At 48.0% G+C, this 19,987-nt stretch carries 3 protein-coding genes (1 of these 3 cut by a window edge); all 3 read right to left on the reverse strand.

All coding sequences use genetic code 11. The features are described from left to right. Tightly spaced (each overlapping or abutting the next), the 3 genes in view from L1271_RS12390 to L1271_RS12400 form a layout consistent with a single transcriptional unit that may run on beyond the window. A protein-coding gene (locus tag L1271_RS12390; protein WP_235367977.1) for a non-ribosomal peptide synthetase crosses the window boundary here: on the reverse strand, positions 1-20 show its beginning. Its footprint begins 12,037 nt before the window's first position; only the first 20 of its 12,057 coding nucleotides appear in the window; it begins with the start codon at positions 18-20; the stop codon falls past the left edge of the window. Continuing rightward, positions 20-9,847: a non-ribosomal peptide synthetase gene (locus tag L1271_RS12395; protein ID WP_235367978.1), complete on the reverse strand. Its 9,828-nt coding sequence runs from the start codon at positions 9,845-9,847 to the stop codon at positions 20-22. Before L1271_RS12395 ends, L1271_RS12390 begins: the two co-directional genes overlap by 1 nt. After that, entirely contained in the window at positions 9,847-19,773 is a 9,927-nt protein-coding gene (locus L1271_RS12400; protein ID WP_235367979.1) for a non-ribosomal peptide synthetase/type I polyketide synthase, read from the reverse strand. Before L1271_RS12400 ends, L1271_RS12395 begins: the two co-directional genes overlap by 1 nt. Between the last annotated feature and the right edge of the window lie 214 nt (positions 19,774-19,987).

Raw genomic sequence — 19,987 nt, forward strand, 5'->3', positions numbered from 1 at the left:
TGTCTTTGCTGTTCATTCATCACAAAAACATCTCCTCAGACTGACCGTTTTCGTCTGCCGCTTTGGCTGCACGATGGATCTCACACCAAGTTGCAAGTGCGCTTACGCTTGGCCGCTCGAACAATATTTTTAAGGTAATGGGCACCTCAAGCGCCTGTTCAATTAAGGCAACCGCTTGGCTTGCTGATAAAGAGTGCCCCCCTAATTCAAAGAAGTTACTGTTAATATCTCGGACTTGAGTATTGAGCACTTGAGCAAAAATTTCTGCCAGCAGCGTTTGTAGTTCAGTCATAGGAGCTAAAGGTGCCGTAAGCACTTGCGCCTGTTGCGATTGCACCAGTTGTGCAAGCGCTCCTGCGTCTACTTTGCCGTTATTGGTGAGCGGCATAGCAGCCAGTGCATACAGCTTGTAAGGCAACATGTAACTTGGTAGGACCTCTGCTAACGAGGCTAATATCTGAGTGTGTAGCGCCTGTTCAAGCTCACAGATGGCCTCACTGTGCGATGGTGTAGTTAGCACCACACAGGCTAGTAAGTTATCTTTACTTTCGTTAAGTAACACATGTGCTTGTTGCACTGCATCTAGTTGCTCAAGCTGTGCCGCAATTTCTTCAAGTTCGATGCGATAGCCACGCAGTTTAACTTGGTTGTCTCGACGACCAATAAACTGCAGCACACTAGGGCAGCCCTCTTCATCTAGCAGCCAGCGCACTTGGTCGCCCGTCTGATAATAGCGCTGTGTGTCATTGTTCAAAGACAATGACACAAATTTACTGGCGCTGAGCTCAGGCAACCCAAAATACGCCTGAGCCACATTATCGCCTGCAATGTATAGCTCACCGGGCATGCCCATCGGCACCGGCTGTTGATGCTGATCCAGCACCACCAAATGAGTGCCTTGAATGGCGCTACCGATTGGCACACAGCGCTGCGATTGCTGCGCAAGCGAAACCGCATCTTGGCCATTACAGCGATACACACAGCACCCGACTGTTGCTTCTGTTGGGCCATATTCGTTATAAAAATGAGCCTGTGGCATCAGTGCCCCAACTTGAGCAACCACGCTGCTAGATAGGGCTTCTCCCCCCACCACAATGTGGTGCGCAGCATTGCTCGGTTGTAATCGTGCCAGCACGCCTTGTAAGTGGGCTGGAGTCAATTTGAACAGCAGCGCCTCATCACGCGCTAAACACGTGCTAAGCTCTGTGATTAATTGCTCACCATCGCTTAGCAGTACTACACTAAGACCATTAACCAGCGCTCCCCATAAGCTCGTTACAGTCGCATCAAACGCTAAAGGCGTGCTGACAACGCTCTCGTGTATATCGCCTTGGAGATAACTGTGACTAACATGCTCAAGGTAAAGGTGTAGATTACGGTGACTAACCACCACGCCTTTGGGTTGCCCTGTGGTGCCTGAGGTATAGATTATATAAGCCGGAGCATCAATATCACTTAACGGCGCAAGTGCTTCTACAGGCATGTTCTGCCAATGCTGTGCGGTGTCCATTAACACCAAACGGCAGCTAAGCTCTGCGCTGTTAGGAAGTAGTTCTGAGGTGGTGATAAGGCAAGTCGCTTTACTGTCACGCAATATATAGTGCTGACGCTGACTCGGTGCATTTGGGTCAAGCGGCACATACACGGCCCCAACTTTTAAGGTTGCCAACAGTGCCACAACTTGCTCACAGCTTGGCGCTAAGCTTATTGCGACCTGCGACCTTGCCGTTACGCCTTGCTCAATCAAGTAACGCGCTAGCTTGTTACTTTGTAGCTCCAGTTCGCCAAAACTTAACCGCTTGCCAACCATATCTCGTACAGCATTTTGCTGTGCACTATGCTGAGCAAAGTCCCGTATTTTATCGCTGATAAACCAAGGAGATTGCGGCTGCGCTTGCGTGGCAAACCCTAACTCGCTGAGTACTTTGCTATCAACTAATGGTAAGGTATTCACACTTTGCTCAGGGCTTGTCAGCGCCGCGTCAATTAACGTCACAAAAGCATCAACCATCGCCTGTACGCTAGTGTGTTTAAACAAGGCTTTGGCATAATTCCACTGCACCGTGATCTCACTGCCCGATTCTTGTGCATTGACTTCTAAGTCGAACTTCATTGCAGGCTTAAGATCAAGCTGTTGCTCGATTTTTAGGTAAGGTAGCTTGAAGTTACTTTGTTCGTTATTTTGTAGTGCAAAGAGTATTTGTAATACGGGCGAATGCGCTAAGCTGCGCGGTGGATTAATGGCATCAACAAGCTGCTCAAAGGGTAGATTCTGATGGGCAAAAGCCGACAAGATCACCTGTTTTTGTTCACTTAGCCAGTCGTTAAATGAAGGCGACCCCACTTTGCGAGCGCGAATAGCCAAGGTGTTCACAAAGCACCCCAGTAACCCCTCTAACTCTTTCACCTCACGTCCTGCAATGGGCGAACCAACGACAATATCCTGCGTTTGACTTAGACGAAGCATCAACAGCGAAAAGGCACTTTGCAACCACATATACAAAGTCACCCCTTGTGCTTGGCAATGCGCTTTTATCGCCTCAACTTGCGACGTTGTAAGAGTATGACGAATGCATTCACCATCAAGGGACTGAACTTGTGGTCGCTCAAAGTCCAGCGGTAATTCATGAACAACAGGACACTGCTGTAACTGAGTTTGCCAATAAGAAAGATCTGCCTGATAGCTATCTTGCTGTTGCTGCTGCCAGTAAGCAAAGTCTGCATACTGCACCGCTAGCGGTTTAGCGTATTGCTCTGGCAACGAATACGCTGGCGCTTCACTAAAGTGCCGATAAAACGCCACAAATTCTTTGGCAAGCAGCGCCATCGACCAACCATCGCTGGCTATGTGATGCATGTTAAACAAGAGTCCAAATTGGTTGTGACTAAACTGTACACAGATAACGCGCAGCATAGTGTCTTGGCATAAATCAAAAGGCTTGCTGAGCGATTGCTGCTGTAATGTTTGCCAACGCTGCTGTTGCTCGGCGGTATTCAGCCCAGACAAATCTACTAATTCCACAGGACAAGCTACTTGGGCACGAACTTGCTGCACAGCACCGTGATCACCACTTGCAGGAACGATGACCGTACGGAGTACTTCATGACGTGCAACAATCGCGCTTAACGCTTGTGTTAAAGCGTCAATATCTAAGGCTCCTTCACACCAATAGCTCGCTGGCATATGGTATTGCAGACTTTGCTCATGTAACTGATCGATTAACCACAAACGCTGCTGAGCAAAAGACAGAGGTAACGCTTGAGCTCTTGATACCGGCTCAATGGTATTGCTGTGCGCAATCATCGAACTTGCGGTTATCACTTCAGCAAACGCTGCAATACTTGGCGCATCAAAAAGTTGTGGCAAGGTGATATCTCGCCGCTGCTCACTGCGCACTCGGCTGATCACTTTTATGGCGAGCAGCGAATGCCCACCTAAGTCAAAAAAACTATCATTAATACTCTGTACAGGGCTCGGTAATAGCTCACGATATAACTCAAGTAAATAACGCTGTATCTCTGTGAGCTTAGATCCATCAATTACCTCGGCGACCTCTTGGCTTTTCGCCTGTGCCTGATAGGCAAGCTGTAATGCTTGCTTGTCTACTTTTCCGTTTGCAGTCAGTGGAAGATCAGCAACGATATCCAGCGCGGCAGGTAACATGTAACTGGGCAACGACTGCGATAAAGCTTGGCGCAACTGCACGAGTGTGAGCTTAGCCTCACCATTTAAAACCACATGAGCCACTAGGCTTTCTTGTGCTTCATCAACACTCACAGCGCAGCTTTTTACTTGCACCAACGCGTCGATTTGATGGGCGATTGCCACAAGAGAAATACGGTAGCCTCGCAGTTTTACTTGCTCGTCTAACCGCCCTAAATAACAAAGATAGTCTGCCTCACCGCGCGCATTCGCCTGCCACTTTGCCTTGTCGCCACTGCGATACCAACGCAAGCTTGAAGTACCAGACGCAGGCACTGCTTGCTCAACAAAGCGTGTTTGCGTCACACTCGCGAGATTAATATAGCCTTCACACACCCCATCTCCCGCTAGCCAAAGCTCTCCGGGCATATTGGGTAAAGCCAGCTCGCCAAACTCGTCAACCACCGCAAGTGTCATATTATCGATAGCATGGCCAATAGGCACTTCTTCGAGGCCCGCTAACAAGTGGCGCGACTCACGGCTTACAGCATAGATACTACAGCCGACTGTTGCCTCTGTTGGGCCATATTCGTTTATCCACTGGGCGTTAGGGAGCTTGTCCATCAGCTTATCAACCAAAGCTGCACTCAGCCCTTCACCCCCAACCACAAATCGGTGGGCGATATTACTGCGAGTTTGTGCGTCACTTAATGCAAATACTGCGCGTAGGTGCGCCGGTGTTAACTTGAATAACTTGGCTTCGTTAGCTGCAAAAATCTGCGTTTGTAAGGCGGGCAACAATTCGACGCCCATGGGAAGCAACTCAAGCTCACCACCTCGCATTAAGATAGGCACTAAGGCGGTCACCGTCGCATCAAACGCCAGCGGTGTACTGAGTACTGCCTTGGTTATATCACCGGATTGTGGCAGATAGCGCTGACACGCAAAGCGCAGATAATTATTGAGGTTGCCATGACTAATGGGCACCCCTTTTGGCTGCCCGGTTGAACCTGAGGTATAAATAACATAGGCAAGCTCGGTTTGGTTAAATGCAGATGCATCTTCATCTACCAACAAACTGGTATCGTAAAACGCAAAGTTCCCCTCGGCTTCGAACAAATCATCAAGCAACAAAAAGTCACTACCGGCTTCAATCAAGCGCTCGGCATCTTCACTTAGCGCCAGCGTCAATACGATGTCTGCATCATTCATGATGTAGGCTAAGGTATCGGTTGGCGTGTCATGATGAATGGGCACATAGGTATGGCGCGCTTTTAATATTGCCAGCACCGCGGCCACCATGTAACTCGAAGACGGCAGTAAAATAGCAATGCGACTTTGATCGGCAAATGCCATTTCTAATAAGCTATTAGCAAGTTGGTTCGCGCATTTTTCTAAGGTGAGATAACTACAAGTAAACTCCCCCATGCGCACCGCAGTCTGTAGTGGAGTCTGAAGAGCCGCCTGACTAAACTGAGCCACCCATGGCTGTTGCTCTGTCACTTCTACCGCAACACTTTGCTGCTGTTTTAATAGCGCTAACTGCTGCTCAGCGGGCCACAATGACAATGCTGACAACGGAGTATTTGGCTCTGCAAGACACTGCGATAACACATAACAAAACTGCTGATGGAAACTAACCACACTCGCTTCTTGCCACAAATTGTTGTCATAAAGCCATTCAACGGTGAGTACATCGCCCTCGTCTATCACTGCGACTTCTAAATCTAATTTGCCACCGCGTACTTTACTTTGGCAGGGCGTCACTTCCAATTGTTCTAGCCTAAGGTTTTCATTTACCTGGTTATTTACCCGAAACACGATTTGATGCAGCGGATGCTGGGCGCTTGAGCGTTCAATGTCTAGCTCATCCACTAACACATCGAAGGGAATATGTTGATGTTGCAATGCGTCGTTGAGTAAGCCTTGGGTTTGCTGTAGCGCTTGGGTAAAACTGGTGTCTTCACTCCATTCGCTCCTAAGCACTAAAGTATTGATAAAGTTACCAATCATATTTTCAAATGCTTTGAGGTGACGTCCTGATACCGGCGTACCAACAACCACGTCGCGCTGTTGAGAAAAGCGGCTTAACCACAATGAAAATAGCGTTTGCAGTAACACAAATAAGGTTTGCCCTGAACGAGTTTGATACGCTCGAAGTGCACTGACCAGCGCCGCAGGTATAGGCTCAATCACTAAGGCGCCACGCAAAGAGGTTTTTGCTTCTCTGCTACAATCTAGCGGTAATTCATGAGCCTTGGGCAGACCTTGTAATTGCATACGCCAATAGTCGAGCTCCTGTTGCCATAACGCCCCCTGTTCCAGCTGCTGTTGCCACATTACATAATCAACGTAATGCACCTCTTGTAGAGATAAGGTTTCGCCGCTGAGAGCAGCTTTGTATGCCTGCTCTAACGCTTCGCTCAAACACGCAATAGACCAACCATCGGCAGCGATATGATGTAAGGTGATCACAAGGGTAGCCTGCATCGCCTCTTGTTGATAAAGACTGGCGCGCAGCATTAAATCACGGCTTAAATCGAAGCTGGTTGCGTAATCTTCTGCGATGGCCTGCTCTAACGCATGTGCTTGTTGCTCAGCGGATTTATCTGTCCAGTCGTGCTTAATCAAGGTAAATCGAGCATCAAGGTTAATGCTTTGGTGCGGTTCTCCTTGCTCATTTTGATGATAATTAAACGCCAAGACTGGATGTTGCTTAATCACAGCAATAAAGGCGTGCTCTAAGGCCTTGGTATTCAGTTTGCCTTGCAATTGAAATATGCCCTGTAGGTTATACTGGTTGCTGTGCCCTTGCAGTTGGTCTACAAACCACAAGCGCCGCTGTGCAAATGACAAAGGATAATTGGGCTGTGGTGGCGCAGGTTGTAGACTTGGTAATGAAGATTGAGACTGAGAGTTAGCCAGTATCTCGCTTAGTTCAAATACGCTAGGATTGGCAAACAGTTGCTTTAAGCTCACCTCCACCGAGAGCTGGGCTCTTAGTTCATTGAGTAATTGCATTGCCAATAAAGAGTGACCACCGATGCTGAAAAAGCTATCGTGCAGCCCCACTTCTGGTGCGCCCGTTAAGGTTTGATAGAGTGTGATTAACTGTCGCTGCAACGCACTTGTCACCTCACTACTTTGGCTTTGAGAAGTTAATGCCAAAGACTGTAATTGTTGGCGGTCTACCTTGCCATTACTCAGGATGGGTAAGTGTTGGCAAAGCTCTATCCAGCTTGGGATTATCGGCTCAGGCAAGCGACGCTTCAAGCCTTGGCGGATCACCTCGCGCAGATTGGTTGCTGCGCACTGGCTGCCACCACCACTTACCACAAAAGCAACCAAAGCATCTTGCTTGCCGAGCTTGCGCACCACGACTGCTGCCTGCGATACCTCATCAAGCGCTAACAGTGCAGCTTCTATTTCATTGAGATCAACGCGGTAACCGCGAATTTTCGCTTGTTTGTCAATTCGACCGAGAAATTCAAGCTCGCCGCTCACATTCAGCCTAACGCTATCACCACTGCGGTAAAAACGCGTGCGTTGACCGCTATTTTGCAAGACGCTTGTAAACTGAGCAGCGGTCTCTGAAGGCGCATTTATATATCCTTTGGCGAGGCTCGGCCCGCCAATATAGAGCTCTCCAGGCATGCCAGCGGGTGTTGGCTTCCCCTGTTTGTTGAATACGCAGGTGGTGACATGTGCCAAAGGCGCACCGATCGGATAACTGTGGCCGGTTAGCCTGCTGTCTGTGACTTCATGACAAACCACTCCAACACAAGCCTCCGTCGGACCATAATGGTTGAAAATACGCGCTGCTGGCGTCAGCGCGCGAATGCTATCAACAAGCTGCTCACCTAATGCTTCTCCACCTAACACCCACTGCGAAATAGCGGGCTTTTGCTCAGCAAATTGAGGCAACAGCACCGCGGCAAAAGAAGGGGTTAATTTTATCAAGTTAACTTGCTCAGCCACTAACTTGGCTGCAATTTCAGTCGGTTCTGGCGCTTGGTTTGCAAGGGTGAGTACCACAGTGCCGCCATGAGTAAGCACCGGATACACAGCCGTTAAGCATAAATCCGTGGCAAGTCCTGTGACCACGCCCGCTCGCGTATCTTGGTTGTAACTCAATCTCGCCGCGATGCTGCTGCAATAGTGACTCAGCGCGCCATGGCTGATCTCAACCCCTTTGGGCACACCAGTAGAACCAGAAGTAAACAACACATACGCGCTATCATCAAAACTTGGTGAATAAGTTTGCTGCGGCGCTCCTTTGTTTTGGCTCAGCTCACTATATGTAAGCACTCTGATGTCAGCTTCTCGTAGCGCTTGGCAAAGTGGCGTTTCGACACTTACCACCACCGTATTACACTCAGCTTGCGCTAGCATTTGTAGCGCTCTGGCAGTGGGCATATTGCCATCAATAGGTAAATACGCACGGCCACTTTGCATTACGCCAAGCATAGTGACAATGTCACTCATATCGCCCGTTGTTATCAGCGCAATGATTGACGCTGGAACATCTAAGTTGTTGGCAATTTGTAGGCTTTGAGATTGTAGCTGCTGATACGTTAGGGCCCGCGATGCTTCGCCATTGGTGCTTGGCACAACCACTGCAATCGCCTCACCTTGAGTTTGCGCTATACTTCTGATTGCTTGCGGCACAAGCATCGGCTGGCTGATGTTGTGATTGATATTTGCCGCCTTTGTCGGTAAGTTCGTTGATTTGAGCACCAAGTCGTCAATCGGCAGCGCCTCTTTAGCACAATAGCACTGGACGAGTGCCAAATAATCATCGGCAAATTGCTGAATAAGCGCATGGTCATAAAGCCCTGTTGCATAAACAAAGTCACACACAAGGGCATCATCTGTATCATCAACAGATAGGGTTAAGTCAAATTTCGCTGTGCCATTATCTAGGGCAATTAACTCGGCTTCTAATTGGTTATTTACCGACACCTTACTACTGGCTACACCATTGTAGTTAAATAACACTTGAAACAAGGCGGAATGCGCGGCGGATTTGGGTAGCTCTAGCGCTTCAATGATGTCTTCCACGGCAGCGTTTTGATTACTAAGCCCTTGCAATACTTTGTATTGCAGCGCCTTAATCGCCTCACTCATGGAGTGATGTCCGTTTATCTGCATACGCAGTGGCAAGGTATTAATAAAGCAGCCAAGCATAGCTTCAAACTCGCTTTGCTGACGATTTGCAATCGGCACCCCTAAGGTAATATCGGCTTGCTCACTGTAGCGATAAAGCAAGATGTAAAACACGCCCAGCAAGGCGGTAAAATGTGTTACGCCATCGCTGTGGCAAGCTTTATCTAATCGTTGTATTTGTTCTGCGTTAAACGAACAACGAACCGTGTCACCTTGGTACCGCTTTTCTTTTTTTCTTGGATAGCTGGTGGACAATTCAAACGGTGTAAATGCCTCTAACTGCTCAGTCCAATAAGCCAATTGTTGTTGATAGTCTGGGGATTGTCTTAATTGCTGCTCCCAGTGCACATAGTCAACATACTGTAAATCGGGAAGCTCAACACACGCCTCCGATAGCTCATACAGCAGTGCGTTGATAAATATAGTCACGCTCCAGCCATCACTAATAATATGATGCATGTTAACGAGTAACCAGCGGCAAGCAGTGTGAGAGTTACTCACTAAAGCCGTCACTTGCAGCAGCGACTCGTTGGCAAGATCAAACTGATACCCCACAGCCTCTTTAATCGACTCTGGTAGCTGATTGGGTAGCACTTCTTCATCCACGGTCATCACAGCAATTTTCATCGCCTCAGCAGGTTCAATTTGCTGCACCACCTTCCCTTCAACCGTGATAAATCGTGCTCTCAAAATATCGTACTTAGCTATCAAGCGGCTCAACGCTTGTTCAATATCCGTGACTGAAAATGGCTGCGATAATTTAACTAGCCCAGCCATGTTGTATGCCGCAGTGCCCCCTTCATATTTATCAATAAACCACATTCTTTGCTGTGCTGCCGAGAGCGCAGCAGATTGCTTTTGTTGCCCCTGAAGGTAGGTGATAAGCGCAGTTTTGTGCGCCTTTATCTTATCCAGAATACCCTCTGGCACCTGCCCAAGCGGTGTTCTAAGTTTTAATTTATCTTGCTGTAAATAAACATAAATCTGTTGACGGTCAAGCTCATCTAACCACTGTTTTATTGCAAAGTTTTCCATCATTACAAGTCCATCTCCGTCATAGATTTATCACTTAGCGCAGCACTCAAATCTCGGTCGCTTACAATATCACTGACTTTCTCTACGTTTGGAGTCTGCGTCTCCACCGAAATAGCATCATGAGCTTGTTTTAGCGCTTCGATACACTCAGCAAGCTCTGCAATACAGGCGTGCTCAAAGATGTCGCCAATGGTCAATTTAATATTGAAAGCTCGGTTGAGTCTCGATACCAACTGCATACCAATCACCGAATTGCCGCCGCTATCCACAAAACGTGCTGTGACGCCCAACTGCTCAACAGGGAGAAGCGCTATATAATGTTGATGCAGCTGTTTTTCTGTTTCAGTGCGAGGAGCCAACGTGCATATTTCTGATACTGGCTCAATAGCAGGCATTGGTAGTGCTTTTCGGTCGCGCTTACCATTTGGTGTCATCGGCCATTGACTTAACCAAACAAAATGCTCAGGCACCATGTAACTTGGTAACCATTCACCGAGCGCTTGGCGCAGCCGAGGCGAAGACCACTCGGTTGATAGCTCACCATCATCAATCATATAACCACACAGACATGGGCCAGTTTCTAGCGTTTGTACGCAAACATCGACTTCACTAGTATTGAGTATCCGCCCTAGGTGATGGCTAATATCGCCAAGCTCTATACGATGACCATGGAGTTTAATTTGATTATCTAAGCGTCCTTTTACTTCAAAGCGGCCATCAGCTAAACGCCTCGCTTTGTCTCCCGTCTTGTATAAGCGGCGGCTAATGGAAGTTGTAAATTGATGATTGATAAAACGCTGCTCGGTCAGCTCCGCTTGATGTAAATAACCCATAGCAACACCACTGCCACCAATGTATAACTCGCCCCATACGCCGTCGGGTAAAGGCAGCCCTTCACCATGGCACTCTGTTGGGAGCACAAATAAGCTAGTATTTTGTATCGCTTTACCAATGGTTATCTCTGCGGCATTGTCGATATGTGCCACCGCCGACCAAATCGTGGTTTCGGTTGGCCCGTATAAGTTATAAACCGCTTTACTGTGACTAAGTAACTGCGCGGCCAGTGCCTGAGGTAAAGGCTCACCGCCACTCCATACTTTTATGCCAGAAGTGCATGCTGGCGCCGCATTTAACACTAATTGCCATAGCGTTGGCGTTGCCTGCATCACTGTGATCTGCTGCTGTTCAATAAGCGCGCCAAGCACAGCAGGATCGCTAATACTTTCATCACTTGCCAGCACCACCGACGCACCAACGAGTAATGGCCCAAACAACTCTAGCAAGGCAATATCAAACGCTACTGTGGTGATAGCCAATAAACGGTCATTTGCCACCAGCCCCGGCTCACGACACATAGACGCAAGCAGATTAGCAAATGCCCCGTGATTGACTTCAACGCCCTTGGGTAACCCCGTGGAACCAGAGGTATAAATCACGTAAGCACGCTGCTGAGCTTGAATTAGCAAGCTTGGGCTGCGAGTCGAACTTTTGGCAATGACTTCGGCATCGCTATCCATACAGACTCGTTTGAAACGACCATGATTGAATAACGCAGACTCTGCACTGCTGGCATCACATAGCACAACACTCGCTTTGGCATCCTCTAAGATATGCGCGATGCGCTCGTCAGGAAAGGTGAGATCGAGTGGTAAAAATGCCGCTCCAGCTTTCATCACCGCCATGAGTGCTATCAACAGCTCCGCCCTGCGTGGTAATGCCACCGCCACGATACTATTGGGCGTTACCTGCTGCTTCATCAAGTAGTGAGCGAGTTGGTTAACACGCGAATCTAGTGCCTCATAACTGAGACTCACATCATCCGTTACCAGTGCCGTACGTGCGCTGCAACGCGACACATTGTGCTGCCAAGTTTCAACGAAACTCGTCGCGACCTTAACCGATTTCTCTTGCTGTAGCGGTAACTCAACCAATCGATACACATCATCACTACTTTGTATCAGCTCATTTTGAGCCCCTATCGGTGTATTGCCTTGAACCTGCGACAGCAAATGGACAAACTTAGCCACGTACTGGGTCATTAATTCAGTATCAAATTTTGCTGTGTGATATTCCACTAACAGGGACCACTGCCCCGCAACACAGGTCATATTTGTCGTCAGTTCAAATTGGCCAAATTTAGCGACACTTGGCTGTACTTCAACTTCTAGGTCATTAAAGTTCGGCAAAGTGGTGACTTTATCTAGATTAAACAAAGTGCTAGGTAGAATTAGCTGGTCATCGGCAAGGCTTGCATACGGGTGGGTTTGGTGATCAAAGGCATCAAGTAAAGTATTTTGCACCCGCTGTACCAGCTCACCGATAGTGCTAATGCTAGTCATGTCAACCACAATGGGCAAGATATTGGTGCAATAACCCAGTAACGCTTGGTCGAGCAACTCAGGCTCAAACTGCGACGCCAGTCGTTGCCTATCTGATACCGGCACACCTACACTTATTACCGCCTGACCGCTTAACTTGTGTAGCCACAAGCAATAAAGTGCAAGCATGGTTGCAAATTGCCCACAACGCAAAGATTGAGCAAGGGTCTCAGTGTTTCGGATTGCACTCGATGAAATGGGTAATGTGAGCTGATTAACTTGGTATGAAGCCACGCTCACCGTCGTTGATTTTGGCAGCTCAAGTGGTGTTGAACTCGCTAAGCACTGATGCCAAAAAGCTTGGTTTTTTGCAGCTTCCGGTGAATGCGAATATGCCTGCAAGCTATCAACATAGTGACTAAAGGAGACAGCTCGGCTTGCCACCTCATTTTGTTTTGCATCTTGATTGTAGCGCTCAGCGATTGCTGCCAGCACTATTTGTAGTGAAAGCCCATCGCAGATCACATGATGGGCTACAACACTTAGATAGTGCTGCGCTTTGCCATCACTCAACAGCGTCACTCTACAAAGTGGGTCTTTTGCAAAGTCAAATGGTTGATAACGCAGCGCGGATAACCGCGCTTGCAATGTTACTTGGTCGTCCTCACTCCATGGCTCAACATGCAACTCGGCTTTTTCCACTCGGCAATATTGCATTAAGCGGTCACTATCGACACCAAAACGCAAGATTGGGAAGTCGCGGCAGACCGCGGTAACGGCTTGTTGCAGCCGCGGTAAATCGAGCTTGCCGGAGAGCTTTAATATCGCTTGTAGTTGATATGCACTCGCTCCATCACTTGAGGTCAACGCCATCGCTAATAGCTGCTGCTGGCTATGGCTAAGTGGAAATGCAGCATCGTCATCACTTTGACTCGTTTCACCAAAGTAGCCCGCACGTTTTAAGCTAAGTACACTGGCTTCAACTGCGTTTATCACCGCTGCAATGTCTTCATCTGTATGGGCGGCACTGAAAAAGCAGTTTCGCCCTTCCCAGATAAACACACCGCGCTCTAGCATTTCATAAAAGAACACATCAAGATTTTGCGAAAAGCGAAAACGGAATAATGAGGCAAACGCTTCTATTCGAATCGGTACATCATGGGTTTCAAAAAACGCATTGAGATGTGCTTTAAATGCCGCGGTTTTGTCGTTGATCCCTTGTTGTAACGTTGGACCTTGCGACTGAATAGCTTGCAACACCGCTTTGGCGCTCGCCATAGTCATTGGATGTTTGCAGAAAGTCCCGGCAAAGAAGGTGGTATCGGTCAGAGGGTAGGAATCATCTCCGTATTGCCAATTGCCACCGTCAATGGCATCAAGGTAGGTAGCGGCCCCCGCGACCACACCAATAGGCATACCACCACCGACGATTTTGCCGTAGGTTGCCATATCGGCCTTAATGCCAAGCAAACCTTGAACACCACCGGGATGTGCTCTAAAGCCAGTGATCATTTCGTCAAAAATGAGGGCAATACCATGCGCTTCGGTAAGCCTACGTAGTTTACGTAAAAACGCCCAAGGCTGATTTTCAGGATGACGGCTTTGTACCGGTTCAACAATCACCGCAGCAATATGTTGCGCCTCTCGGGTAATGGTCTCAAGCGCTTCATCATCACCATAAGGTAAAACGAGATTATCGGCGATTGCGCCATAACGCACTCCAGCACACATTGCCTCTACGCCTTGCTCTGGCGACTCAGTTGCTAAAGTACCATCATAGTGACCATGGTACGCGCCTGAGAACTGAACAATTTTATCGCGTTTGGTCACCGTTCTTGCCAAACGTAGCGCCGTCATGACCGCCTCTGTACCAGAGTTACAAAACGATGCCCGCTCAAGCCCAGTCAGCTCACAGATAAGTGCAGCAACCTCAGGCGCATCAGGACTTGCAAGCCCCAGTTGCATCCCGGCTTCAAGCTGTTGCGCCAGTGCTGCTTTGATAAAGTCAGGATTATGACCAAATAAGTTAGTACCAAAATCCATGGTGATATCAATATAGCGATTATCATCGATATCCCAAATATATGCGCCCTCACAACGCTTAGAAAACACCGGATAAAGTAGCTCTTTGCTCGACAGTCTAAAACCCGCCGATGCTCGGCAATCCGCAAGGCGTGCGCGATATTTGCTCACTAGCGCTTTTGAACTGTGCGTTTTCGCAATGTAAGCATCACTCAATGCAGCAAGGTGTTGGCGTATGGCCGGGCTGCTATTGGCACGCTGCACTTGTTTTTGTTGCGCGCCTGGTAATACAGATTGGGCTCTGCTTGGCTGGGGCTTTGATACCAAGGTTGCTGTCGAGGTGACTGCACTGTTTTCAACTTTCGCGCCCTGAATATGGCGTAACTGCTGTCCCACCACAGCTTCTAACGCAGCTCTCGCTTCAGCGCTGGTCACTGTGCTTGCCGCCTGCAATTGCGCCTGATAGATAGCGACAAGCGTGTGGTTGTCAGCCTCTACTACACTACCTTTTGGCGTATCAGTCGTCACCGATGCAGGTGATGGCAAACTGCCAGCTTGTTGTGAACCTTGCGGCGCTTTGAGATAGTCACTATGGCTTTGAATATAGGCCACTAACTTATCGACATCGCTGAGCTCTTGATAAAATTGACGAACACTAAACTCTAAACCGAATTCCCGCTCGTACACTCTAACAGCCTGCATGATCATCAACGAATCAACCCCCATTTCTAGCAAAGGGAGGTTGGTTTGGATGGCATCAGCGGGCATCGACAATAACCCCGCTAGGGTATTGAGCACAAAGCTGCGAATTTGTGCATCACGGTCACTCGCATTCACCACTGTCAGAGCTTCGGGCTGTGATTGTTCAGTACCAAAAATCCAGTATGAGCTGCAATCAAATGGATATTGCGGCAAGCCCACTCTAACGCTCGGACGACTGCCATACACCTGTTGCCATTCGAGCGGCCCGCCTAAATCGAGGTATGTGCCCAAACACTCGACGAACCTCTTGCTATCATCGCCTTTGGGGTGCAATACATGGGCATAATTAAGCGCTTTGTTATTGCTGTTTTCTTGTAGTAAGCCACTCAAAATAGGTTTGGGACCAAGCTCAATCGCTAAGCCATGCTCAAGTGACTCAAGCGCAGTTACACAGTCAACAAAGCGAACCGGTGCCTTAATTTGTTCAACCCAATACTCGGCCGTAGCGATAAGTGTAGACTCCACTTGCCCCGTCATGGATGAAACAAAAGGCAGCCGAGGCTGTTGGAATCTAACCTGTTCAGCGACTTCCCTAAAGGCCTCTAGCATGGGGGCCATCAATGGAGAGTGGAAAGCGTTTGCCGTATGCAGCGCTTTTACTTTAATTTGCTGTGCTGCAAGCACGTCACTGAGGGCTGTGATTGCTTCATCAGCACCGGAGAATACTACCCCAGCCTCACCATGGAAGGCTGAGATAACCACTTGCTCCTGAATCTCACTCAAGCAATTACGTGCGGTTATTTCATCACATCTTGCGGCGATCATGCTGCCTTTTATCGGTAATTCATGCATTAGTTGACCACGCGCTGCAATCAACTCAACACCATCTCGAAGCGAGAACACGCCAGCAATACAAGCCGCTGCATACTCACCAACACTATGACTGAGTAGCTGGGATGGCTTCACCCCATAATGCATCAATAAGTTTGCCACACTGTATTCAACGGCAAACAAGCTCACTTGCGTCCAACGGGTTTGTGCCAGCAGTTCACTATGCTTTTCATCGAATAACACATCCAACAGGCGTGCTCCAAAGCGCTCGCCAATCAGACTGTCAATGTCATCTAAGTGACTGCGAAACACTGCGTGGTGTTGATATAAAGAGAGGGCCATCAAGGGGTATTGTGAACCTTGTCCGGTGAACAAAAACGCAACTTCTGGTGCAGTATTTGCCGAGGACTGTTCAGCAATAATGGGACTATTCAGTTGCGAAATAAGTGCTTCTCTACTCACACCACTAAACGTTTTATGCACACCTTTAAGCGGCACTTGCTCGGCATTTTGTGCGCAGAAGTCATCAAATGCTTGAGGAGTCAGACTCGACAATCGTTCACTATAGTGACCAGCAAGTTTCTGCAATGCAGCTTTAGATTTAGCAGCGAGAGGCAATAGATAAAACAAAGGCGGTGTTACTTCAGCTTGCATTTCTGGTTTAGGCACAGGCGCTTGTGCGCAGATCACATGTGCATTAGTACCACCAAAACCAAAAGAGCTTAATCCAGCGGCTCTTATCCCCCCTTGTTGTACAGACCATGTCTGCATGTTTTGCGGCACCATAAATGGGAGTTTTTGCCATGGAATATGCGGGTTTAACACCTCACTGTAACGCTGCGCAGGAATTTGCCCATGCTGTAAACACAGTAGCGTTTTGATAAGCCCAGCAATACCCGCACCGGATTCAAGGTGACCAATATTCGCTTTTACCGCACCGAGAATAACCGGATCATGACGACTATGATGTTCTCCATACGTGCGGTTTAATGCTGTGATCTCGATAGGATCGCCAAGCTCCGTACCCGTGCCATGGGTTTCCACATAGTGGATATCTCCCGCCTGCATCTTGGCATTATCAAGGGCGGCATTGATCACAGCCTGTTGCGCGGCACTATTTGGCGCGGTAATGCCATTGCTGCGGCCGTCTTGATTAATTGCACTGCCTTTGAGTACACCAACAATCGGGTCGTTGTCTGCCATGGCTTGTTGTAGCGGCTTTAGCATCACCACCCCAACTCCTTCACTTCGCACATAGCCATCCGCTGCCTGTGAAAAGGTTTTGCAATGGCCGTCTGCTGCCAACATTTGTGCGTTTTCACAGGCCTTAGTCACATCATCGCTCAGAATAAGATTAACGCCCGCCACCAACGCCGCGTTCGTTTCTCCATTTCTTAGTGCTTGAATTGCATGATGTAGCGCCACCAGCGATGACGAGCACGCAGTATCAATCGCCACACTCGGGCCGGTAAAATTAAAGCTATAAGAAATGCGGTTTGCAGCAATGCTCAGCGCTGTACCCGTACCTAAATATGCGGTACTTTTTTGCTGTTGTTGCGACAATAAAAAGTAATCATTTTGCGATATACCGACATACACGACAATATTGCTACCTGCGAGCGTGGCGGGTTGGTAACCGGCATGCTGTATAGCGTGATAAGTCGTTTGGAGCAGTAATCTATGTTGTGGGTCGATATGCTTAGCTTCGAGTGGCGAGATGCCAAATAATGCAGCGTCAAACTCATCGACGTTCTCTAAATAACCACCGAGACGGTCGGCTTCAAGATTCGGGCAAAGCTGCTGGCGCTTAGGATCTGGCGCGGTGATCCCATCACCTTGCTGACATAACAGCTGCCAAAATGCATCGAGTCCATTTGCTGAAGGATAACGACAGGCCATGCCAATCACGGCAATATCTGTATCTGCAATATCTTCAGCTCGACGAGTAGGCTGCGTCTTATTCGCTTGCTCAGTGGCGCCTTTCGACTCGTTAAGCTCTGTCTGTCCTAGGGCTTGAGTAAGCGTACTAAACTGACTTAAATACTGGGCTAGTTCGCGAATTGAGGGATATTCGTAAAGTACCGTAGGCTCAAGATCTAGCTCGTGTACTTCCATTAATTCCCCTGAGATCCGCACCGCTTTCATCGAATCCACACCTAATGCCAAGAATGGCGCGTCGATATCCAAACTACGCGCGGGCTTATCTATTTCTTGTGCGACTAAATCTTGTAATAACCGCTGAATTTGTTGTAGTGACGATGAGGACGATGGTGCCTCAGCTTGCTGTGGTACAGCAGCTTCACGGGCGCGCGCAATTACTTCAAAGTTATCGGCTAAATAACTGCGCTTATTCTCTTGGCGCTGAATTTTACCGCTCGATGTTTTATGAATGCGACCGGGTTTTATCAATACGATGTCATAGGGCGTAATGCCGTGGTGCTCAACGATCGCAGCGGTTATCTGCTGTAATACCTGCTCAGCATTTAACTTTCTTAGTGCAGTACGCTTTACCTGTTGTACTATCACCAAACGCTCTTCATCACCATTAGCGGCGACCGAAAACGCTGCGCCGCCATTTTGCTCTAAGCTATCGCTTGCTTGTGTAACTGTAAGCTCTATATCTTGCGGGTAGTAGTTTTTACCGCGGAAGATAAGCACGTCTTTGGCGCGTCCTGTAACGAACAATTCCCCACGCTGGATAAAGCCTAAATCACCAGTACGGAGATAAGCCCGCTCGTCAGCACCTTTAATTCTGGCATGAAATGTAGCCTCAGTTGCCGCTGGGTTATTCCAATACCCCTTTGCTACACTTGGACCAGTTACCCAAATTTCTCCGGTTTCACCATCATTGCATGCTTCAAAAGACTCAGGGTTAACAATCGCAATACAATGCTCGCCCCAACTCACGCCAGAAGATACGGCGTAATAAGGTTGCTGTTCATCAGCCACATCTAATGCATAAAACGCATCTACTGTATCTTCATCTGCGACTTGTTCGGCTATGCCCTGCTGTAGCTTGGCTGCATCAATACGTAATATCTTTGGCTTTTCTAGAAGACGTCCACCAGTTGCAAATAAAGTGGTTTCTGCCATGCCGTAACAAGGTGCGATACTCTCTCTTTGTAAGCCACACACTCTAAACTTTTGATAAAAGCGCTCTAACGTGCTGGCACGCACTGGTTCCGCGCCATTTAGTGCTGAGCGCCAATGGGACAAATCTAAGTCTTTAAGGTCTTCATCTTTGACGGTGTCCACACACAGATCATAGGCAAAGTTTGGCGCACTTGACGTTAATGCTTTGGTTTGTGAAAGCAGTTTTAGCCAACGTAGTGGTTTTTGCAGGAAATAAGCCGGATTCATCAGCGCCGCTGTCGCACCGATATAGATTGGGTGCATTATGCCAAAAATCAGTCCCATATCATGGAAATGAGGCAACCAACTTACAATCGAAGAGTTGCTGTCATGACCAAACGCTTCTTTCATTAGCGCCTGATTATCAAGAATATTGTCGTGAGTTACCATTACGCCTTTAGGTGTGCCCGTCGAGCCTGAGGTATATTGCAAAAATGCCAGTTGCTCACCACGGATTTGTGCACGAGGCCACTGTTGAGTGGTTGATTTAAGTGCAATGTTATCGGTAGTAAATAGTGCTAACTGCGCTAGACTTGGCTCAGAATCAAGCAATGGCTTGGCGATTTCATTGATCTTTTCACTGGTAAGTGCACCTTTGGCACCTGCGTCTTCGATGATGGCGCGCAGACGATCAACATTTTGATTCTTTTTAGGTGGATAAACCGGTACCGCAATTATCCCGGCGTATAAACACGCAAAAAAAGCTTCTATAAATTCAAATCCAGAGTTGTACAGTAATAATGCTCTGTCACCCGGTTCAAAATATTCACTCAATGTCTCAGCAATAGAGGCTGCACGCTCATGCAGTTCTTGGTAGGAAATGGTTTTACTTGGTAATGCCTCATCGTAAAAATATTGATAGGCAATATCTTGAGATCGAGTACGCGCTAAACTCGCGAGTATAGTAACAATATTTGTATTCATGCCATCCCCATAACTTGGTTGGGATTCCTTTGGCAACAGCGCGAGCAGTATCAATTTGGCTTGCGACAGTTAACCATCAGTAACGTTGTAAAAAACCAATCAATTACTTAACCGCAACAAACACAGTACCCACTTAAGTAGGAAAACGTTTGTAGGGTATATCTATAAAGGTTAACTAACCGCTAAAACCGCGAGCCAAGTTAATCAACAGCAC

Source organism: Pseudoalteromonas sp. OF5H-5 (assembly GCF_021530695.1).
Taxonomy (GTDB): domain Bacteria; phylum Pseudomonadota; class Gammaproteobacteria; order Enterobacterales; family Alteromonadaceae; genus Pseudoalteromonas.

Excerpts from the sequence above, each read along its gene's own strand:
- L1271_RS12395 (WP_235367978.1), bottom strand. The coding sequence starts at position 9,847 with ATGATGGAAAACTTTGCAATAAAACAGTGGTTAGATGAGCTTGACCGT.
- L1271_RS12400 (WP_235367979.1), bottom strand. The coding sequence starts at position 19,773 with ATGAATACAAATATTGTTACTATACTCGCGAGTTTAGCGCGTACTCGA.